The organism is Micromonospora sp. URMC 105 (genome assembly GCF_051386295.1).
Classification (GTDB): domain Bacteria; phylum Actinomycetota; class Actinomycetes; order Mycobacteriales; family Micromonosporaceae; genus Micromonospora.
The window spans coordinates 32,673-53,098 of sequence record NZ_JBPQTL010000036.1 but is presented as its reverse complement, the minus strand read 5'-3'; the positions used below and the strand labels follow the sequence as shown (position 1 = coordinate 53,098).

The following is a 20,426-nucleotide window of genomic DNA, read 5'->3' as shown; positions in this document are numbered from 1 at the left end:
CCCCCCCCCCCCCCCCCCCCCCACGTCCGTTTCCGGGACCTTCCTCCCCCCGTCGGTGTCGCCCACCGCGCAACTCGCCCACCGACGGGTGGACACGCAGGAATAACCCGCGCCAGCCGGGTATCCGTGCGGTCCAACGTCAACGGGGAGGAAACATGTTGGGAATCAAACGCCTCGGCCTGCTGGCCGCGCTGGTGCTGGTCGGGCTGGCGCCTGCCGCGGCCGTGCAGGCCGCGGCACAGCCGTCGACGCAGGACACCCAGTACCTGCAGGCGGTGCACCAGTCGAACCTGTTCGAGATCCGGGCGGGGGACCTGGCGGAGGAGAAGGGCCAGAACCAGGAGGTCAAGCGACTCGGCCAGATGTTCAAGACCGACCACACCCAGTTGGACCAGACGGTCCGGCAGACCGCCTCCCAGCTCGGTGTGCAACTGCCGGACGAGCCGACCGCCGACCAGCGGCAGATCCTCGACCAGCTGCGGAACGCCAGTGGCGAGGAGTTCGACCGCCAGTGGGTGACCGCGCAGCTCAACGCGCACGTCCAGGCGATCCAGGCCACCCAGACGGAGATCTCGCAGGGGCAGGAGCAGTCGGTGATCCAGCTGGCGCAGAACGCGCTGCCGGTGCTCCAGGCGCACTACGACGAGCTGGTGAACCTGGCCCAGCAGCTGGGTGTCCCGGTTCCGCAGGCCAGTGTGACCGGCACTCCCGGCCCGGGCGGCACCACGCCGCCGGCCCCGGCTCCGGGCGGCACGAACGGGTCCCCGGCTCCGGGCAACACCGGGACGCCGGCTCCGGGTACCAGCTGACGCGTCCGCACGGCTGACAGTGGCCGGTCCGTCCTCCGGGACGGGCCGGCCACCGCGCGTACGCCGATCAGTCGGCGCCGCCCAGCCCGATCGCGAACGCCTCCTCCAGGTCGTGCTGGGAGTACGCGCGGAACGCGATGTGCGACTCGGTGTTGAGCACGCCGGGCACCTTCGAGATGCTGCCGGCGATGACCTGGGCGATCTGCTCGAACTCCCGGACCCGGACCATGGCGATCAGGTCGACGTGCCCGGCCACCGAGTAGACCTCGCTGACGCCGGGCAGGTTGGCCAGGGTCTCGGCCACCTCGGGAATCGAGTCGGTGGCGCAGTCGATCAGGACGATCGCGGTGATCACTGGACGATTCTCCGTTCGTCGTGCCCGGCGCGACGCCGCGTGGCGTCGATGACCATGCTAGAGGCCCGCCGGATCACCCGGAGTGGGACTGCGGCGCGGGCTCGGACGGCCCCGCCCGGTGCGCCGGGTCAGCCGATGGCCGCCGGCACGGTGCGCCCGTCGTCGGCCCGGACCACGTCGCGCAGCCGTTCGCCCTCCTCGACGGTCGCACCCGGCCAGACCACCGCGCGCTCCACGTCGCCGCGGACCACCGCGCCCGCCCCGACCACCGACCGGCGCACCCGGCCGGTCACGGTGGCGCCAGGGTCCACCAGTTCGCCGTCGCCGGCCGCGTGCAGGTTCGCCGCCAGGTAGTCGGCGGGCGTGCCGGTGTCGTAGAACGTGCCCGGATAGGGGATCACCTCCAGCGCGCCCGCCGCCTCCGCCGGCCGCCACATCGCGCGGACCAGATCGCCGAAGGTGGCCGGCAGCTCGCGGACCAGCCGCCAGGGCAGCAACGAGAACCCGACGAAGCCGTGCCCGTCGAACGTGCCGGGAGCCGCCGGGTCCGCCGCGGGCTGGCCGAGCAGGCGTACGCTCCGCCCGTCCCAGCCGTCCAGCAGCGCGGCGACGTCCGGCCCCGGGGCCGCGGCCGGGTCGGCGAGGTACGCGTCGGCGTTGCCCACCAGCACGCCGCGCCCGGCGATCCAGTCCCGCAGGTTGCCCACGCCCCCGGCGGTGCCCAACGGGTCGCCCGGCTCGACGGAGAGGTGGGCCCGCCCGCCGACGTGGGCGACCACCTGGTCGGCGAGGTAGCAGGCGTTGACCGCGACCCGCTCCGGGCCGGTGAGGCCCAGCCCGGCGAGCCGGGCCAGCGCCCGGTCCAGCAGCGGCACGTTGCCGACCGGGCAGAGCGCCTTGGGCACCCGCTCGGTGAGCGGCCGCAGCCGGGTCCCCTCGCCGGCGGCGAGCACCACGGCGCAGATCCCCTCCGGCGGGACCGGTGCCGGGCCGCCCGGCGGCGGGGGCGCGCTCACGCCGGCCGGCCGGGGGGCGGGACCTTCCCGGCCAGCGGCCCGATGCCGTAGTGGCCGAGCAGGAAGGCGGTCGCCCGGCTGAGCCGGGGCAGGTCGTCGAGGGGGTGCCAGGCGGCCTCGAACACCTCCGCGCCGTCCACCGTCAGCGCGGTGGTCGACGCCGGCACCTCCGTCTCGAAGACCATGTCGACCCAGCCCTTGGCGTGCACCAGGGCGTTCGGCACGGCCGGGCGGAGCCGGTCGGGGGAGAGCCGGATGCCCGACTCCTCGTACAGCTCGCGGGCCGCGCCGACGACCGGGGGCTCGGCGCGGTTGAGCAGGCCGGCGGGGAGCGTCCAGCTGTAGCCGGGCGGCTGGCGCAGCAGCAGGAGCCGGCCGGTCCCCTCGGCCTCGCTGTCCCGGACCAGGGTGACCGCGCCGACGACGTACTTCGGCACGGCGAGCCGGACCAGGCGGCGGCGCATCCCCACCGGAAGCCGGTAGAAGACCTTGTAGGCGACGGCCCGGCCGGTGGCGCGCGAGCGGGGGATCATGGGTCCAGGCTAGGCCCTCGGCCCTCCGGCCGCCCTCCGGCCCCGCCATCGGCGAGGCGGGCGGGCGGCGCCGGTCACTGGCGGTGGTCGACCAGGTCGATGAGTTGTTGGACGACGGCGTCCGGCTCGACCGCCCGGTCGAAGACCGCCACCAGCAGGGTCTCCAGGTCGGGGTAGCCGAGTTCCTCGGAGAGGCGCAGCAACGGCAGGTCGCTGGCGAGCCCCCGGTCGTGCTTGCGCAGCGCCAAGCCGATGGTGGCCCGGCCGAGGCGTACCTTGTCGGCGATCGAGATGCCCGGCTCGGTGTGCTCGGCGAACCAGCGGCTGATCTGCATCTGCGCGTGCGGCGACTTGACGAAGCCGAGCCACTCCCGGCGCGGGCCGCGCGGCGCGGCGTCGGCCTCGAAGCCGCTCTCCGCGTCGTTCTCGGTGAAGATCTCCACCACGTCGCCCTCGTCCAGTTCGGACGAGAGCGGGGCCAGCCGGCCGTTGATCCGCGCGGCCAGACAGTGGTCCCCGCGCTCGGTGCCCAGTTCGTACGCCAGGTCGACCGGGGTGGCCCCGGCCGGGAGGACGACCTGCCGGCCGTCGGCCACCACCTGGATCTGGGTCTCGGCCAGGTCGCAGCGCAGCGACTGAAGGAACTGGGCCGGGTCGGGTGCCTCCTGCTCCCAGTCGAGCACCCGGCGCAGCCAGCCCAGTTGCTCGGTGCGCGCGGAGTCGGTGGAGTGCGGGAAGCGGAAGTCGGCGACGACACCGTACTCGGCGGAGCGGTGCATCTCGCGGGTGCGGATCAGCACCTCCACCGTGCGGTCCTGCGGGCCGAGCACGCTGGTGTGCAGCGACCGGTAGAGGTTGTTCTTGGGAGAGGCGATGAAGTCCTTGAAGCGGCCGGGGACGGGCCGCCAGCGGCCGTGCACCGCGCCCAGTGCCGCGTAGCAGTCGGTGGCCGGGCCGTCCACCACGAGCACGATCCGGGGCAGGTCGAACGGGGCGGTGTGGCCGCCGGCGACGGTGTCCTTCCAGATCGAGTACAGGTGCCGGGGCCGGGGGCTCACCTCGGCGTCGACCCGGCTGCGGCGCAGCGCCGTCCTGGTCTGGGCGACCACGTCGTCCAGGTAGGCGTCCCAGCCGGGCCGGTCGTGCACGTGCCGGGCGATCCGGGCGTGCTCCTCGGGGTGCAGGTGCAGCAGCACCACGTCGTCCAGCTCGCGCTTGAGGGTCTGGATGCCCAGCCGGTCGCAGAGCGGGACGAGCACCTCCTGGGTCTTGCCGGCGATCCGCTCGCGCGACGCCGCCGAGCGCACGCCGAGGGTGCGCATGTTGTGCAGCCGGTCGGCCAGCTTGATGATCAGCACCCGGACGTCCTTGCCCGCCGCGATGATCATCTTGCGGATCGTCTCCGCCTCGGCGGCCTTGCCGTAGAACTCCTTGTCGAACTTGGTCACCCCGTCGACCAGGTGGGCCACCGCGTGGCCGAAGTCCTCGCTGAGCGCCTGGAGCGTGTAGCGGGTGTCCTCCACCGTGTCGTGCAGCAGCGCCGCCACCAGGGTGGTGGTGTCCATGCCGAGGTCGGCGCAGATCTGGGCGACCGCCAGCGGATGGGTGATGTACGGCTCGCCGCTCTTGCGGAACTGGCCGCGGTGCATGTTCTCCGCGATCGTGTACGCCCGGCGCAGCACCGACGCCTCGGCGCTGGGGTGGATGGTGCGGTGGGTGCGGACCAGCTGGTTGACCGGGTCGGTGTCGTTGGTCGGCCAGGTGAGCAACGACCGCAGCCGGCGGGCCAGCGGCAGCTCCCCGGGCTGGGTCGGGAGCGCGCCCCCCAGGGCGGCGCCGTGTCCGGCGTCGACGTCCACGAGGGACACCTCCTCACCCCGGCTCCGCGATCACCCTCCCAGGTAACCGGAAGCAGGCCCACGAAACGGGCAGGACTGCACTCCCTTAACAGACTAGGTCAGTCACGGTCGTCCGATCGGTCACTTGCTCATGAGCGTTCGGTCGAGAGTTGGTGGGATCCGCCGTTCTCGGCCTTGGCCAGCAGGTCGCGGAAACGCCCCGCGCCGGACACCGGCGACGACCACTCGGAGGACATCTCCACCAGCCGCGTCTCCGGCCGCTCCAACCAGGACAGGATGCGTTCGGTCTCCTCCGCGGAGGCGCGCGGCACCGGCCCGTGGCCGGGCTCCACCGTCTCGGCGGTGGCCCGGATGGCGGTGATCGTCGGTCGCGGGTGGACCCCGGGCGGCGAGACCCCGGCGCCGGCGAGCCGGCCGTGCCGGACCAGGGCCAGCTCCCAGCCGCCGCCGGGGGCGGGCCGGGCCGCGGTCAGCTCGGCGATCCGGGTCAGCCCGGCCAGCCGCTGCATGCGTACGGCCGCCCGGAGCACCGCCGCCAGCCGGGAGCGCACCACCGCCGCCTCCTCGTAGCGCCGGCTCGCCGACAGCGTCTCGATCCGGGCCAGCAGGGCGTCGACCACCACCTGCGGGTCGCTCGCCGTCGCGGTGCGGAACGGGGCGGCGGCGCGGTGGTCGTACTCCTCGGGGGTGATCCGGTGCTCGCAGGGCGCCGGGCAGCGACCGAGCTCGGCCAGCGCGCAGGCCGGCGTGACCGTGCGCAGCGAGAGCCGGTGGGTGCACTGGCGCAGCGGGACGGCGTCGTGAAAGCCGGCGGCGGCCAGCTCGGCGGCCTGTTTGGAGCGGAACGGCCCGAGGTAGGCGGTGTCGCCCGGGGCGAGGCTGCGCACCACCGACAGGCGCGGATAGGGACCGTCGGTCAGCTTCAGCCAGACCATCCGCTCCGGGAACTTGGAGCGGCGGTTGTACGGCGGGGCGTGCGCGGCGATCAGCCGCAGCTCGCGGACCTCGGCCTCCAGCGGATGGGCGCACTCGACCGCCTCCACCCGCTCGGCGGCGGCGAGCATCTCGGAGATCCGGGCCCGCTTCTCCGCCGCGGTGAAGTAGCTGCGCACCCGGGTGGCGATGTCGCCGGAGGTGCCGACGTAGAGCGGCCGGTCGTCGGCGGCCCGGAAGATGTAGACCCCGGGCACCTTGGGCAGCCCCTCGGCGAGGTGCCGTTTGCGCCGCTGGGTGGGGGTGACCGCGCGGGCGAACTCGATCGCCTCGCCGACCGTGTCCACCCGGTGCCCGCCGAGCCGGGCGATCAGCCCGTGCAGCACGTCGACGGTGGCCTTGGCGTCGTCCAGCGCCCGGTGGGTGGGCTGGGTGGCGGTGCGGAAGTAGGCGGCCAGCGTGCCGAGCTTGCGGTTGGGCACCTCGTCGCGGGTGAGCACCCGCCGGGCCAGGGCGGCGGTGTCGAGCACCCGGGGGTTCGGCCAGCGGTAGCCGTGCTTGGCGCAGGCGGCCTTGAGGAAGCCCACGTCGTAGGGGGCGTTGTGGGCCACCAGCACGGCGTCGGAGATGAACTCCAGGAAACTCGGCAGCACCTGCTCGATCGGCGGGGCCGGGAGCAGCATGGCCTGGGTGATGCCGGTCAGCACGGTGATGAACGGCGGGATCGGCACCCCGGGGTTGACCAGGGTGGCCAGCACGCCCAGCTCCTCGCCGCCGCGCACCTTGACCGCGCCGATCTCGGTGATGCCGCCGCCGTCCGGGGCGCCCCCGGTCGTCTCCAGGTCGACCACCACGAAGGTCGTCGCGTAGAGCGGCAGCGCCGGGTCCACCCCGCCGCCCGCTGTCGGATCCAGACCGGCCAGCGTCTGCTGGACGTACTCCCCAGGTGCCACGCGCGGCAGGCTAGCGGGCCGGTCCGACACTCCCGTCGCAGCGGTACCAACCGTCACGCTCCGGTCTAGGATGAGAGATCGGCTCACTCAACCGGCGGTGGGCCCGGTCGCGGTGGGAGACTTGCCCCATGCCCCTCACCGAGCCGTACGACGATCACCTCCCCGAGGAGGGGTCGTCCGCCGCCGCGCCCGAGGCCGGCGCGGGACCGGGTGCGGGGGCGCCCGAGCCGGAGCCCACCCTGCCCGAGCCGGTCCGGCAGCGCATCGTCGCGCTCACCGCGGCGGTGCTGCCCGGGCTGCCCGCCGACGAGGTGCCGGTGCCGCTGCGCCGGGTGGCCAAGTTCGCCCCGAACCGCCGCGCCCGGCTGGGCGCGCCGGTGATCGCCGCCCAGCTCACCGCCGACCCGCTGTTCCGCCAGCGGGTCACCGCCCGGGTGCTGGCCGACGCCGGCGACCTCGGTGCCGCCGTGGTCGAGGGCACCGCCCCGGGCGCCGCCGACCCGGTCGAGGTGGCCGCGCTGGCGTACCTGGCCCGGCCCCGGGGCTGGCGGGAGCTGATCGAGGCCAGCGGGGCGGCAGTGCGCGCCGAGGCGGACAGCGCGGTGGTGGCCGAGCTGGTCCGGGAGGCCGAGCAGCGGGCCGGCCGCGCCGAGCACGACCGGGCGGTGGCCCGGGTCGAGGCCGAGAAGCTCCGCGACGAGCTGTCCCGGGTCCGCGAGGAGCTGGGGCAGCTGCGGGAGGAGAACCGCCAGCTCCAGCGGACGCTGCGGGAGACACAGGCGCGCGAGCGCCGGGCCAACGAGCTGCTCGCCACCGAGCGGGGCCGGGCCGCCCGGGCGGCCGCCGACACCGAAGCCGAGCTGCGCCGCGCCCGCGCCCGGCTGGCCGAGGCCGAGGCGGCGGCCGGAGTGGCCCGGGCCAGTGCGAAGGAGGCCCGCTCGGTCGACGACGCCCGGCTCTGGCTGCTGCTGGAGACCATCGGGCAGGCCGCCGTCGGGCTGCGGCGGGAGCTGGCGCTGGACCCGGTGGAGAAGCTGCCGGCCGACTTCGTGGCCGACGCCTTCGCCGACTCGTCGGCCACCACGCCGGCCGGCGCCGCCGCCCGGGCCCGGGACACCGACGACCCCGCCCGGCTGGATCAGCTGCTCGCCCTGCCCCGGGCGCACCTGGTGGTCGACGGCTACAACGTCACCAAGCGCGGCTTCGGCGAGATGTCCCTGGAACAGCAGCGCAAACGGCTGATCACCGGGCTGGGCGGGATCGCCGCGCAGACCGGCGACGAGGTCACCGTGGTCTTCGACGGCGCCGAGCGGATGCACGGGCTGCCGCCCACCCCGCGCGGGGTGCGGGTGCTCTTCTCCCGCAAGGGGGAGACCGCCGACGAGCTGATCCGCCGCCTGGTCCGGGCCGAACCGGCCGGCCGGCCGGTGGTGGTGGTCTCCTCCGACCGGGAGGTCGCCGACGGGGTACGCCGGCACGGCGCGTACCCGCTGGGCGCGGACTCGCTGCTGCGCCGGCTGGCCCGTTCCTGACTCTTGATCACTGTTGTCCGTTTCTGTCGTACCCGGTGACTAGTGTCCGACCTGACCGACGGTGCCCGGGCGGTGACGTGAGCCTCGCCCCCCGCGCACCGCACTCCGTCAGGGAGGCACGATGCTCATCGACTGCGGCAGGTGCGGGATCCGGGGCGCGGGCTGCGCCGGCTGCCTGGTGACCGCCCTGCTCGACACCGACTCGCCGGCCGCGAGCCTCGGGGACGCCGAGCACCGGGCGCTCGAGGTGTTCGCCCGGGCCGGATTCGAGGTGGAGGTGCTGGCCCACGAGAGCGCCCCGGCCCGTCCCGCCCGCCGGCGCCGGGTGGCCTGACCGGGCACGCGGGGCCGGCCCTCGTGACGGTCGACGTCCGCCGTCCGGCACGCGCCCGGCACCGCGCCGGACCCGGCGGCGGGGGGCACTAGGATGGTCGCTCACGGCGGGAGGAGCGGCGGCATGACGCGGTTACGGCGTGGTGGCGGCGGGCCGGCGGAGGTGCCGGCGTGACCCCCCGCGGGTGGGCGGTGCTGACCCTCGGCGGGCTGGTGCTGGCGCTGCTGGTCGCCGGCGTCGTGCTGGTGCCGTGGAGCCGGCCGCCGGCGCCCCGGGCCGACCAGGTCGCCGCGCTGGGCGACCTCCCCGCCGACCAGGTGGCCCGGGCGCGCGAGTTCCGCGCCGCGCTGCGCCCCGGCGCGTACGGCGGGCTGGCGATCGGGCTGCTGACGGCGCTGCTGCTCGGCCTCACCCCACTCGGCGCCCGCCTGGTCGAGCTGGCCGGGCGCCCCTTCGGCGGCCACTGGACGGCCCGCGCGGTGCTCGGCGGGCTCGCCGTGGTGCTCGTCGCCGACCTGCTCACCCTGCCCTTCGCCGCCTGGCGGCAGTCCGTGCTCACCCGCTACGGGCTGAGCACGCACGGCTGGAGCGGCTGGGCCGTCGACCTGCTCAAGTCGTACGCGGTCAGCGCGGTGATCGGCGCGATCGCGCTGCTCGGCTTCTACACCGTGACCCGGCTGGCTCCGCGCTGGTGGTGGGCGTTCGGTGCGGCCGGGGCGGCCGGGCTGGTCGTGCTGCTGTCGTTCGTGCTGCCGGTGCTGGTGGAGCCGGTGTTCAACCGGTTCACCCCGATGGAACAGGGTCCGCTGCGTACCGAGCTGATGACGATGGCCGCCCGGGACGGGGTGCCGGTGCGCGACGTGCTGGTCGCCGACGCCTCCCGGCGGACGAAGGCGGTCAACGCGTACGTCTCCGGGCTGGGGCCGACCCGGCGGGTGGTGGTCTACGACACCCTGCTGCGCGAGGCGACCCCGGCCGAGGTGACCAGCGTGGTCGCCCACGAGCTGGGGCACGCGAAGGACCGGGACGTCTGGACCGGCACGCTGACCGGCGCGCTCGGCGCCGCCCTGGCGGTGGTCGCGCTCTACCTGCTCGGCTCCTGGGGGCCGCTGCTGCGGCTGGCCGGCGTCGACTCGGTGGCCGAGCCGCGCGCGTTCGCGCTGCTGATCGCCCTGGTGACGGTGGCCGGGTTGATCGCCGCGCCGGCGCAGGCGCTGGTCTCCCGCCGGGTCGAGGCGCGCGCCGACGCGCACGCGCTCGCGCTGACCGGTGACCCGGCCACCTTCGAGGCGATGCAGCGCCGGCTGGCCGGGATCAACCTGGCCGATCCCGACCCGCCGCGCTGGGAGTACCTCTGGTCGGCCTCGCACCCGTCCACCGTGGAGCGGATGGCCGCCGCCCGCGCCTACGCCAGGGAGGCCGGCGGATGAGCCGGACGCTGCTGATCACCAACGACTTCCCGCCCCGTCCCGGTGGCATCCAGTCCTTCGTGCACAACCTGGCCGTGCGCCAGCCCACCGGCTCGGTGGTGGTCTACGCCTCCAGCTGGCGCGGGTCGGCCAAGTTCGACGCCGACCAGCCCTTCGAGGTGGTCCGGGAGCGGACCAGGGTGCTGCTGCCCACCCCGCTGGTGGCCCGCCGGGCCGCCCGGCTGGCCCGCGCGCACGACTGCGACACCGTCTGGTTCGGCGCCGCCGCCCCGCTGGGCCTGCTCGCGGCCGGACTGCGCCGCCGGGCCGGCATCCGCCGGGTGGTCGCGCAGACCCACGGCCACGAGATCGGCTGGGCGGCGCTGCCCGCCGCCCGGGCCGCGCTGCGCCGGATCGGCCGCGGCACCGACGTGATCACCTACCTCGGCGACTACACCCGGGTACGCCTGGAACGGGCGCTGCACGGGGTGACCGACCTGCGCCGCCTGGCGCCCGGCGTCGACGTGGACACCTACCACCCGTCGGTCGACGGCGAGCCGGTCCGCCTGCGGTTGGGCCTGGCCGACCGCCCGGTGGTGGTCTGCGTGTCCCGGCTGGTGCCCCGCAAGGGGCAGGACATGCTGATCCGGGCCATGCCGGAGATCCGCCGCCGGGTGCCCGACGCGGCGCTGCTGGTGGTCGGCGGCGGGCCGTACCGGGCGACGCTGGAGAAGCTGGCCCGGCAGACCGGCGTGGAGCGGGACGTGGTCTTCACCGGCTCGGTGCCCTCGGCGGAGCTGCCCGCGCACTACGCCGCCGGTGACGTGTACGCGATGCCCTGCCGCACCCGCAACCGGGGCCTGGACGTCGAGGGGCTCGGCATCGTCTACCTGGAGGCCTCCGCCACCGGCCTGCCGGTGGTCGCCGGTGACTCGGGGGGCGCGCCGGACGCGGTCCGCGAGGGCGAGACCGGGTACGTGGTGCGCGGCCGGGACGTGGCCCAGCTCGCCGACCGGGTGGCCACCCTGCTCGCCGACCGGGACCTGGCCCGGCAGCTCGGCGCGGCCGGCCGGGCCTGGGTGGAGCGGGAGTGGCGCTGGGAGACCCAGGCGCAGCGGATGGCCGCCCTGCTCGCCGGCTGAAACGACCGACCCGGTCGCGCCGGTCCGGCGGGACACCACCGCGAGCGTGACACCTCGGAGGCATCAGGATGACTCCGAGGTGTCACGCTCGTGCAATTGCCGCCGGCACGACGACCGCGTGGCGGTTCGCCAGGTGCGGTAGCGGTCAGACTCCGGCGGGGACCGGCTCGGCCGGGGCGGCCGGGGCGCTCCCACCGGCCCCGCGGGACAGCTTCCCGGGCCACCAGGTGCGGGCGCCCAGGTCGAGCGCCAGCGCCGGGATGAGCAGGCTGCGGACCAGCAGCGTGTCGAGCAGGATGCCGACGGCCACGATCACCCCGGTCTGCATCGACGGCACCAGCGGCAGCACGCCCAGCGCGCCGAAGGTGGCCGCCAGCACGACGCCCGCGCTGGTGATGACGCCGCCGGTCACGGTCAGCGCGCGCAGCACACCCGGCCGGTGCCCCAGCCGCGCCGTCTCCTCCCGGGCCCGCGTCATCAGGAAGATCGTGTAGTCGACGCCGAGGGCGACGAGGAACAGGAACGCCTGCAACGGGATGCCCACGAAGAGCTTGGTGTAGCCCAGCGCGTCCAGGATCAGGCCGGCGGCCCCCATCGCGGCGGCGTACGACAGGACCACGCTCACCATCAGCAGCAGCGGCGCGACCAGCGCCCGCAGCAGCAGCACCAGGATGACCAGGACGACGGCGAGGATGAGCGGGATGACCACCCGGTTGTCCCGGCCGACGATGCGCTCCTCGTCCACCAGGACCGCCGTCCTGCCGCCGACCAGCGCCTGGGCGCCGGGAACCTCGTGCACCGCCGTGCGGAGCCGCTGCACGGTGGCCAGGGCGGCGTCGCTGTCCGGGGTGTCGGCCAGCACCGCCGGGATCCGCACCCAGGCGCCGTCGGCGGAACGCTCCGGTTCGTCGACCCGGGCGACGCCGGGCACCGCCCGGGCGGCGGTGATCACCTGGTCGGCCGTACCGGCCGTGGCCAGGATCTCGGCCGGGGACGCGGAACCGCTCGGGTAGTGCGCGGCGATCAGCCGCTGGCCGGTCACCGAGCCGACCTCCGAGGTGAAGGACTCCTCGTTGGGCAGACCGATGCTCAGGTTGCCGATGCCGAAGGTCAGCGCGACGAGCGCCGCCGCGGTGCCGATCCAGACCGCGCGGGGCCGGCCCCCGACCAGCGCCGCGATCCGCCGCCAGATCCCGTGGTCGGTGGTCACGTCGGCGGTGACGGCGGTCGGCGTGTAGCGCGGCACGAACGGCCAGAAGAGCCACCGTCCGCACAGGACGAGCACCGCCGGCAGCAGGGTGGTCATGGCGAGCAGGGCGGCGCCGATGCCGACCGCACCGACCGGGCCCAGGCCGCGGGTCGACGGCAGCTCGGCGGCGAGCAGGCAGAGCAGCCCGATCGCGACGGTCGCCGCCGAGGCGCAGATCGCGCCGAACGACCGGCGTAGCGCCACCTGCATCGCCTCGTGCCGGTCGGCGTGCCGGCGCAGCTCCTCCCGGTACCGGGCGATCAGCAGCAGGGCGTAGTCCACGCCGACGCCGAAGACCAGCACGGTCAGGATAGTCTGGCTCTGGAAGTCGACCGTCACCCCGCCGTACCTGGCCATCAGGTAGACGATGCCGCCGGCGAACTGGTTGGCGATGCCGACGGTGATCAGCGGAATCAGCCAGAGCACCGGGCTGCGGTAGGTGACCAGGAGCAGCACCGCGACGGTGGCCGCGGTCGCCAGCAGCAGCGTGACGTCCATCCCGCCGAACGCGTCGAGGACGTCGCTCTCCGCCGCCGCGTCACCGGTCAGTGCGGTGCGCAGGCCGGCCGGCTGGTCGACGGCGAGCCGCTCCTTGACGTCGGTCACCGCCTCCGGGCGCTGGGTGTCGTCGCCGGCGACCGGGAAGGACACCAGCAGCGCCTTGCCGTCCGCACTGGGTACCGGGGGCGACACCGCGCCGCCGTCGGCGTACCGGGCGAACACGGCACGGTCCGCCTCGGCCTTGGCCCGGTCGGTGTCGGTCAGGCCGCTGTCGCGGACGTAGACGGCGATCGCGACCGGCTTCTCCGACTCCGGGAAGGCCGCCTCGGCCCGCGCGACGGCCCGGCTGCTCTCCACGCCGGCGGGGAGCAGGCCGAGGGTGTCGTTGTCCTGCACCTCGCTCAGCTTGATGGAGAGCGGGCCGGCCACCGCGACGAGGACCAGCCAGAAGACGATCAGGGCGTACTTGCTGCGTCGGCCGGATGGCAGACCGGCCAGTCGTTGCCGGGACATGTCGGGTTCCTCCGAGGATCGGGTTCGCTTCCTGCCCTCGATCCTTCTGGCCCACCGGCGCGTAATCAGGAGTGTCACGTCCCCGACGCCGGTGGTCCTAGCACCACCGAACCCGCGGCGGTCGTGCCCGAGAATGGGACTCGTGGACACCCCCGTACGAGAGTTCGCCCGCCAGACGCTCCGGCCCGGCGCGACCGCCGCCCTGCAGGGCCTGGCCGTGGCCGTGCTCTCCCTGACCACCAACCTCGCGCTGTTCGCGCTGTCGCTGGTGTCCCTGCTGCTCATCCCCGCCTTCGGCATCGGCTTCGCGCTGTTCCCGATGGCGACCGCGCTGGTCCGGCTCTCGACCGGCGCGCAGCGCCGGCTCGCCCGGTGGGCCGGCCTGCCCATCGCCACCCCGTACCGGCTGCTGCCGCCGGAGGCACAGTTCGGCACCTGGCGCCGCTTCCGGTGGGTGGTGGGCGACCCGGCCACCTGGCGGGACTTCGCCTGGCTGGTTCCCGGCGCGATCACCGGCGGGGCGTGCCTGCTCGCCTTCGCCCTGCCGCTGTACGGGCTGGAAGGCTCGCTCGGGGTGCCGCTGCTGCTCTACCTGATCGCCGACTCGTACGGCTACGGCCTGTTCTGGCCGATGACCAACCTCGCCGAGGCGCTGGCCGCGCTGCCGCAGGGCTGGCTGCTGCTGCTCGGCGGCCTGGCCGTCGCCCCCTGGCTGGTCTGGCTGCACCTGCGGTTCGCCCGGCTCTTCCTGGCCCCCACCCGCGCGGCGGAGCTGGCGCTGCGGGTCCGCCAGCTCACCGTCACCCGGGCCGACACCGTCGACGCCCAGGCGGCCGAGCTGCGCCGCATCGAGCGGGACCTGCACGACGGAGCGCAGGCCCGCCTGGTCGCGTTGAGCATGAGCATCGGCCTGGCCGAGCAGTTGCTGGCGCAGGACCCGGTCGCCGCCGGGAAGCTGCTCGCCGAGGCGCGGGAGACCAGCGGCCAGGCCCTGGTCGAGCTGCGCGACCTGGTACGCGGCATCCACCCGCCGGTGCTCGCCGAGCGCGGTCTCGACGGCGCGGTCCGCGCGCTCGCGCTGGCCGTGCCGCTGCCGGTGGAGGTCGAGGTCGACCTGCCGGGCCGCCCGGAGGCGCCGGTGGAGTCCGCGGCCTACTTCGCGGTGGCCGAGGGGCTGGCCAACATCACCAAGCACAGCGGCGCCACGCGCGCCTGGATCCACCTGGACCACGACGACGGGCGGCTGACCATCGTGGTGGGTGACGACGGCCGGGGCGGCGCCGATCCGGCGGCGGGCAGCGGACTGGCCGGTATCGGACGACGGCTCGCGGCCTTTGATGGAACGATGGTGGTGACCAGTCCGCCCGGCGGGCCCACAGTCGTGACCATGGAGCTGCCTTGCGAGTTGTCATCGCCGAAGACCTCGCCCTCCTCCGGGACGGGCTGACCCGCATCCTCGAGGCGTTCGGCTTCGAGGTGGTCGCGGCCGTCGACAACGGACCGTCGGTGCTGTCGGCCCTGGTGACCCACCGCCCGGACGTGGCGGTGCTCGACGTCCGGCTCCCGCCCACCTTCACCGACGAGGGGTTGCAGGCGGCCATCGCCGCCCGCACCGAGATCCCCGGCCTGCCGATCCTGGTGCTCTCCCAGCACGTCGAGCAGCTCTACGCCCGGGAGCTGCTCTCCGACCGCGCCGGTGGCGTCGGCTACCTGCTCAAGGACCGGGTCTCCAACGTGGCCCAGTTCGTCGACGCGGTACGCCGGGTGGCCGGCGGCGGCACGGTGATGGACCCGGAGGTGGTCTCCCAGCTGCTGGCCAGCCGCTCCGGGGCCGAGCCGTTGCAGGAGCTGACCGCCCGGGAGCGCGAGGTGCTGGGCCTGATGGCCGAGGGGCGGTCCAACGCGGCGATCGCCGCCCGGCTCTTCGTCACCGAGAAGGCGGTCAGCAAGCACATCAACAACATCTTCAGCAAGCTGCGGATGCCGCCGTCGGACGACGACAACCGGCGGGTGCTGGCGGTGCTGACGTACCTCAACGGGGACGACGGCCAGCTGCCGGTGCCGGGCCGGGCGCCGCGTCGTGCCGCCGCCGGGCCGTCGCTACCCGCCTGAGCCGACCGGCCCGGCGCCGGCCACGGTGGACAGCGCGGGGGAGCGGCCGAGGCAGCGCTCGGCCGGGCCCGGCCGCCCGAAGTACCAGCCCTGGCCGGCGTCGCAGCCGATCGCCCGCAGCCGGTCGGCCTGCCCGGCCGTCTCCACCCCCTCGGCGGTGACGGTCAGGTCCAGCGCGTGGGCCAGCGACACCAGCGAGGCGAGGATCCGCTCGTCGGTACGCCCGGCCGGGTCGACCGCCGGCGCACGCAGCCCGGTGACGAACTCGCCGGCCACCTTCAGCTCGGTCACCGGCAGGTCCCGCAGGTACGCCAGGTTGCAGTAGCCGGTGCCGAAGTCGTCGATGGCGATCCGCACGCCGAGGTCGGCCAGGGCCCGCAGCGCCCGGACGGGCTCCTCCGCGGTGCTCATCATGGTGCTCTCGGTGATCTCCAGCTGGAGCCGTTCCGGCGGCAGGCCGGTGGCGGTCAGCAGGCCCCGCACCTCCTGCACCAGGTCGGGTCGGTGCACCTGGCGGACCGCCAGGTTGACGCTGACGAAGGGGGCCCCCGCGCCCCAGCTCTCCGCCTCGCGGCACGCCTCCGCGAGCACCCAGCCGCCGAGCCGGACGATCAGGCCGGTCTCCTCGGCCAGCCCGATGAAGCTGCCCGGCCGGAGCACCCCCAGCTCCGGGTGGCGCCAGCGGACCAGCGCCTCCACGCCGAGCATCGTGCCGTCGCGCAGCGAGGTCAGCGGCTGGTAGTCGAGGAAGAACTCACCCCGGTCGATCGCGGCGGGGATGGCCGCGGCGAGGGCGTACCGGGCCAGGTCGGCGCGGTGCCGGTCCGGGTCGAACACCGACCAGCGGGCGCCCCCGGCCGCCTTGGCCCAGTGCAGGGTGCTGTCCGCCGCCCGCATCAGCTCACCGGGGGTGGTGCCGGCCACCGGGCGCTCCACGATGCCGATGCTGGCGGTGACGGTCAGCTCGTGCCCGTCGACCGACGCCGGCTCGGCGAGCGCGGCCAGCGCCGCCTCGGCGACCGCGACCGCGTCGTCGACCCGGGCGGTGCGCTCGATCAGGATGACGAACTCGTCGCCGCCGAGGCGGGCCACCAGGTGCTCGCCGAGCGCCGCGCGCAGCCGCCGGCCCACCGACACCAGCAGGGCGTCGCCGACCTGGTGCCCGAGCGAGTCGTTGACCACCTTGAACCGGTCCAGGTCGAGGAAGCAGACGCCCACCCGGTCGGCGCCCCGGCCCGGCGCGCCGATGGCCGCGGTGAGCCGCTCGGTGAACAGGACGCGGTTGGGCAGGCCGGTCAGCGGGTCGTGGGTGGCCTGGTGGCGGAACCGGGCCTCGCTGTCGCGCAGCGCCCGCTCGGCCTGGGCCCGGGCCACCATCGCGGCCCGCCGGATCGACTCCTGCTCGTCGAGCGTCCGGTCGCGCAGCGCCCGGGCGTAGCCGGTGGCGACGGTGGCCAGCAGCCGGGCCATCCGGTCCTCGACGTCGTCGGCGACCAGCCCCAGGTCGCGGATCAGGCGCAGCTGGATGACCTCCACCGTGCGGCCGAGCCCCTCGGCCGAGGCGATGTGCGCGGCGACCAGCTCCGCGCCCACCTGGTGCCCGACCCGCGGGTCGAACGGTTCGGCCCGCAGGGCCCCGGCCAGCCGCTCGGTGAGCTGTTGCAGCAGCAGCTCCAGCTGCGCCTGGGTCATCGGCAGGTAGCTGGTGCCGGAGACCGCCTTGGCCCAGGCGCGGGCGAACGTGCCGGGGCACGACGGGCGGCCCGGCACGTCCGGCGTCTCAGCCACCGAGGCGTCCGACGCCACCGATGAAGACCGCCTGCGCGGCGTCCTCGGCGCTCTCCGGCGACTCCGGCCGCCACTGCGGCACCCAGACCACGCCCGGGTCGAGCAGGGTGAACCCGTCGAAGAGGGCGGTCAGCTCGGCCCGGCTGCGGATCGACAGCGGGTTGTCGGTGCGGCGGTAGACCCGCTCGGCCTCGGCCCGTTCGCCGGTGTGCCCGCGGTCCTCGTCGCTGGCCTGCGACATCACCAGGTAGCTGCCGGGCGCCAGCGTCTCGCGCAGGTACCGCACGACCTCCTCCGGCCGGTCCGAGTCCGGGACGAAGTGCAGCACCGCCACGATCAGCACGGCGACCGGCTGAGAGAAGTCGAGCAGCCGGGTCACCTCGGGGTGGCTGAGGATCGCCTCGGGCCGGCGCAGGTCCTCCTGGACGATCGTGGCGCCGGTGCTGCCCTGCAGGATCTCCCGGCTGTGGGCCACGGCGACCGGGTCGACGTCGACGTAGACCACCCGGGAGTCGGGCGCGGCCCGCTGGGCGATCTCGTGCACGTTGCCGACGGTGGGGATGCCCGAGCCGATGTCGAGGAACTGGCGTACGCCGGAGTCGACCAGGTACTGCACCGCCCGGCGCATGAACGCCCGGTTGGCCTGGGCCATCAGCGGGGCCTCGGGCACCGCCTCCATCATCGCCCGGGCCGCCGCCCGGTCGGCCGCGAAGTTGTGCGAGCCGCCGAGGTAGTAGTCGTACATCCGGGCGACGCTGGGGCGCTCGATGTCGATGTCGTCGGGTGCCCAGTCCGGCCGCTGCATGCCCACCCCTTTGATACGGCAAACGCGAGGATCGTCGCCCGCGCGGGCCACCCGGGTATTCTGCCCCCGCTTCGCCGCAGTGCAAAGACCACCGTCGTTGCGCGACGGCGCGCTCACTCAGGGCGCTCGCGGCGCCGCCGCCGGTGCCCGGACAGGCGAGAGGTCCGCGCCGCAGCGGGCGGGCGCGGACCTCTCGACCAACGGGCGGAAGCCCTCAGAACTTCGGCGCGTCCGGGGCCTCGAGCAGACCCAGCCGCAGCGCCGTCATCAGCGCCTGCGCCCGGTTGGCCGCACCCAGCTTCTCGTAGAGCTTGGAGATGTGGGTCTTGGCGGTGGACTCGCTGACGAAGAGCTGCTTGGCGATGCCGGCCACGCTCATGCCGTCGGCCAGCAGCCGCAGCACCTGCCCCTCGCGGGGGGAGAGCTGCGGACCGGACGGCGCCAGCCGGCGCTTCATCGCCTCGGCCAGGTCGGCCGCGGTGAACGCGCTGGGGGAGGAGGCGGCGTGCCGGGCGGCGGCCACCACCTCGTCGGCCGGTGCGGTCTTCGGCACGAAGGCGCTCGCCCCGGCCTCCAGCGCACCGAAGAGCTGGTCGTCCCCGGCGTACATGGTGAGCACGACGATCCCCATCGACGCGCTGGACTTGCGCAGGGCGCGGGTGGCCTCCAGGCCACTGCCGTCCGGAAGGCGCAGATCCATGATCACGACGTCCGGCTGCAGCGCGCCAGCCTGGCGTACGCCCTCCGCCGCCGTGGCGGCCTCGCCGACGACCTCGAACTGCCGGTCGCGCTCGAAGGCGTGCCGAAGGCCCTTCCGGATCAGGTCGTGATCGTCGACAAGGAGGACCTTGGTACGAGTTGCCGGTGTCGGACTTGTGGTCATCCTCGGGTTACTCCCCTTCTGCTGCTGCGCTGCCACGCACGTTATCGCGCCGGGGCGAGGAACCGACCACCACCGCCACGGTCGTGCCGCTGGGCTGCCGCGGCCTGATCTCCAACCGGCCCCGGATACGTTCCGCCCTCTCGGCCATGATCGCAAGACCGTAGTGCCCGTCGGTGCGCTGGTCACCAATGCCGTGACCGTCATCCGACACTTCGATCTGCGCGTACGGGGGGTCCACCTCGCAGGTGACCCAGAGATTCGAGGCCCCCGCGTGCTTGCGCGCGTTGGTGACCGCCTCCTGCGCGATACGCAGCAACTCCGCCTCGGTGGCCGCGGGGAGCCGGGCGGTCGACTCGTCCAGCGACAGGTGCACCCGCAGGCCGCCGGAGGCGCCGACGGTGCGGGCGTACTCGGCGATCGCGGCGGCCAGGCCGCCGTGCCGGTCCACCTCGCTGCGCAGCTCGAACAGGCTCAGCCGCAGCTCGGTGATCACCCGGGTCACCTCGCCGCGCAGCGTGCGCAGCCCCTCGGCGGTCTCCTCGGCGTCGTCGTAGACGGTGGCCAGGGCGTTGTCGATGCCGTAGCCGACCATCACCAGCTCCTGGGCGACCCCGTCGTGGATCTCCCGGGCCAGCCGCTGCCGCTCCTCGTTGGTGGCCAGCGAGCGCACCTCGTCGAAGAGCAGCGCCGCCTCCAGCCGCAACGCGGCGGGGCCGGTCAGCGCGGTCACCCGGGACACCACCGGCGGCGGGTACGCCTGCGCGGCGTCCGCCTCCAGCACCACCAACCCGACCGTACGCACGCCGGCGACCAGCGGCACGATCAGCGCGGACACCTCCCCGCCCCGGTGCGAGCGGGCCTGCGACCGGGCGGCGGTCTGCGGCTGCTGGCTGGCCCAGGCGTCGGCGATGGCCGAGTCGGCGTCGAGCGTGGTCTCCCAGTCGACCCGGTCCACGCCCACCTGGGCGAGCACCACCAGCCGCCCGCCGCCGCTGGCGGAGAGCACCGCGGCGCGGTTGTTGGGCGCGACCGTGCGCAGCTCCTCCAGCAGGTGCTCGGCGATGCCGCCCGGGTCCAGGGTGGCGCCGGGCAGCTGCCGCGCCACCGTACGGAGCTGGGTCAGCAGCCGGGTCGCCTCCGCGTACGGCTGGGGCTTGCCCTCGCCGCGGACCCGCATCACCTGGTGCAGCGTGCCGGCCGCGTAGAGGCCGAGCCCGGCCAGGATCAGCCACTGCGCGCAGACCGCCAGGTAGCCGGGCTGGCCGAGCTGCCGCCCGCCGTCGGTCTCGGTGAACGCCCCCGCGATCAGCAGGGTGGCCGCGGTGACGCCGAGCAGCGCCGCTCCCTCGCGGAAGCGGCGGCGCAGCGCCGTCACCGTCACCGGCACGGCCAGGTAGGGCAGCACCGCGGAGGCGCCGAGCCCGCCGACCGACCCGCCGAGGGCGGACTCGACGGCGACCTGGCTGGCGGCCAGCCCCAGCACCACCGCCTCGGCGACCCGGCTGAGCGGGCCGAGCAACCGGTGCTCGGGGGCGAGCACCGCCGGCAGCCCGGCGACCGCCAGCAGGGCGATCCACCAGAGCTGGGCGGGATCGCGGGTGGCGATCAGGGTCAGGGCGGCGACCAGCGCCAGCATCACCCCGCGCGCCGCTGCGGCGAGGGGATGCGGCTGGGGCCGGGCAGGTGTGGAGGCGGGCACG

At 74.9% G+C, this 20,426-nt stretch carries 17 protein-coding genes; 7 read left to right on the top strand and 10 right to left on the bottom strand.

Translation table 11 applies throughout. The annotated features are described in order from the left end of the window. The first annotated feature begins 155 nt into the window (after positions 1-155). The gene (locus tag ACSNN7_RS14515; RefSeq protein ID WP_436681277.1) at positions 156-809 is read left to right on the top strand and encodes a DUF4142 domain-containing protein; all 654 of its coding nucleotides are present in this window, start codon (positions 156-158) and stop codon (positions 807-809) included. A 67-nt stretch (positions 810-876) separates the two neighbouring features. On the opposite strand, the gene ACSNN7_RS14510 is transcribed toward ACSNN7_RS14515, so the two are convergent. The 5 genes from ACSNN7_RS14510 to ACSNN7_RS14490 form a co-directional block, all read right to left on the bottom strand. Continuing rightward, positions 877-1,164: an Lrp/AsnC family transcriptional regulator gene (locus tag ACSNN7_RS14510; RefSeq protein ID WP_436681276.1), complete on the bottom strand. Its 288-nt coding sequence runs from the start codon at positions 1,162-1,164 to the stop codon at positions 877-879. 128 nt (positions 1,165-1,292) lie between these two features. After that, the gene (locus ACSNN7_RS14505; protein WP_436681275.1) at positions 1,293-2,180 is read right to left on the bottom strand and encodes a sugar phosphate nucleotidyltransferase; all 888 of its coding nucleotides are present in this window, start codon (positions 2,178-2,180) and stop codon (positions 1,293-1,295) included. Further along, positions 2,177-2,713 (bottom strand): NUDIX hydrolase, encoded by a 537-nt coding sequence (locus ACSNN7_RS14500; RefSeq protein ID WP_436681274.1) that lies wholly within the window; start codon positions 2,711-2,713, stop codon positions 2,177-2,179. Before ACSNN7_RS14500 ends, ACSNN7_RS14505 begins: the two co-directional genes overlap by 4 nt. Positions 2,714-2,787: 74 nt before the next feature. Next, the gene (locus ACSNN7_RS14495) at positions 2,788-4,572 is read right to left on the bottom strand and encodes a RelA/SpoT family protein (protein ID WP_436681281.1); all 1,785 of its coding nucleotides are present in this window, start codon (positions 4,570-4,572) and stop codon (positions 2,788-2,790) included. A 128-nt stretch (positions 4,573-4,700) separates the two neighbouring features. After that, positions 4,701-6,458: a DEDD exonuclease domain-containing protein gene (locus ACSNN7_RS14490; protein WP_436681272.1), complete on the bottom strand. Its 1,758-nt coding sequence runs from the start codon at positions 6,456-6,458 to the stop codon at positions 4,701-4,703. A 128-nt stretch (positions 6,459-6,586) separates the two neighbouring features. On the opposite strand from ACSNN7_RS14490, the gene ACSNN7_RS14485 reads away from it, so the two are divergent. The 4 genes from ACSNN7_RS14485 to ACSNN7_RS14470 all read left to right on the top strand — a co-directional run bounded on the left by ACSNN7_RS14485 (position 6,587) and on the right by ACSNN7_RS14470 (position 10,875). Continuing rightward, entirely contained in the window at positions 6,587-7,990 is a 1,404-nt protein-coding gene (locus tag ACSNN7_RS14485; RefSeq protein ID WP_436681271.1) for an NYN domain-containing protein, read from the top strand. 121 nt (positions 7,991-8,111) lie between these two features. Beyond that, a complete protein-coding gene (locus ACSNN7_RS14480; protein ID WP_436681270.1) occupies positions 8,112-8,324 on the top strand; it encodes a hypothetical protein in 213 nt (70 codons plus the stop codon). Between the two features lie 170 nt (positions 8,325-8,494). Beyond that, positions 8,495-9,754 carry a M48 family metallopeptidase gene (locus tag ACSNN7_RS14475; protein ID WP_436681269.1) on the top strand — a complete coding sequence of 420 codons (1,260 nt, stop codon included), beginning with the start codon at positions 8,495-8,497 and terminating at the stop codon, positions 9,752-9,754. Then, positions 9,751-10,875, top strand: a complete 1,125-nt coding sequence (locus ACSNN7_RS14470) for a glycosyltransferase family 4 protein (protein ID WP_436681268.1) — start codon at positions 9,751-9,753, stop codon at positions 10,873-10,875. The genes ACSNN7_RS14475 and ACSNN7_RS14470 overlap by 4 nt, the downstream gene beginning before the upstream one ends. Positions 10,876-11,020: 145 nt before the next feature. Here ACSNN7_RS14470 and ACSNN7_RS14465 read toward each other — a convergent pair whose 3' ends face one another. After that, positions 11,021-13,138 carry an MMPL family transporter gene (locus tag ACSNN7_RS14465; protein ID WP_436681266.1) on the bottom strand — a complete coding sequence of 706 codons (2,118 nt, stop codon included), beginning with the start codon at positions 13,136-13,138 and terminating at the stop codon, positions 11,021-11,023. Positions 13,139-13,271: 133 nt separating this feature from the next. Between ACSNN7_RS14465 and ACSNN7_RS14460 the strand changes: the two genes are divergently transcribed. Both ACSNN7_RS14460 and ACSNN7_RS14455 read left to right on the top strand, forming a co-directional pair. Then, positions 13,272-14,585 carry a sensor histidine kinase gene (locus ACSNN7_RS14460; RefSeq protein ID WP_436681265.1) on the top strand — a complete coding sequence of 438 codons (1,314 nt, stop codon included), beginning with the start codon at positions 13,272-13,274 and terminating at the stop codon, positions 14,583-14,585. Continuing rightward, positions 14,537-15,250 carry a response regulator gene (locus ACSNN7_RS14455; protein WP_436681264.1) on the top strand — a complete coding sequence of 238 codons (714 nt, stop codon included), beginning with the start codon at positions 14,537-14,539 and terminating at the stop codon, positions 15,248-15,250. The genes ACSNN7_RS14460 and ACSNN7_RS14455 overlap by 49 nt, the downstream gene beginning before the upstream one ends. Here ACSNN7_RS14455 and ACSNN7_RS14450 read toward each other — a convergent pair. The 4 genes from ACSNN7_RS14450 to ACSNN7_RS14435 form a co-directional block, all read right to left on the bottom strand. Beyond that, a complete protein-coding gene (locus tag ACSNN7_RS14450) occupies positions 15,239-16,942 on the bottom strand; it encodes a putative bifunctional diguanylate cyclase/phosphodiesterase (protein WP_436681279.1) in 1,704 nt (567 codons plus the stop codon). The two genes, ACSNN7_RS14455 and ACSNN7_RS14450, sit on opposite strands and share 12 nt — an antisense overlap. 88 nt (positions 16,943-17,030) lie before the next feature. Next, positions 17,031-17,843: an SAM-dependent methyltransferase gene (locus tag ACSNN7_RS14445; RefSeq protein ID WP_436681263.1), complete on the bottom strand. Its 813-nt coding sequence runs from the start codon at positions 17,841-17,843 to the stop codon at positions 17,031-17,033. A gap of 214 nt (positions 17,844-18,057) precedes the next feature. Further along, positions 18,058-18,726 carry a response regulator transcription factor gene (locus ACSNN7_RS14440; RefSeq protein ID WP_007072219.1) on the bottom strand — a complete coding sequence of 223 codons (669 nt, stop codon included), beginning with the start codon at positions 18,724-18,726 and terminating at the stop codon, positions 18,058-18,060. 7 nt (positions 18,727-18,733) lie between these two features. After that, positions 18,734-20,425 (bottom strand): GAF domain-containing sensor histidine kinase, encoded by a 1,692-nt coding sequence (locus tag ACSNN7_RS14435; protein WP_436681262.1) that lies wholly within the window; start codon positions 20,423-20,425, stop codon positions 18,734-18,736. Between the last annotated feature and the right edge of the window lies 1 nt (position 20,426).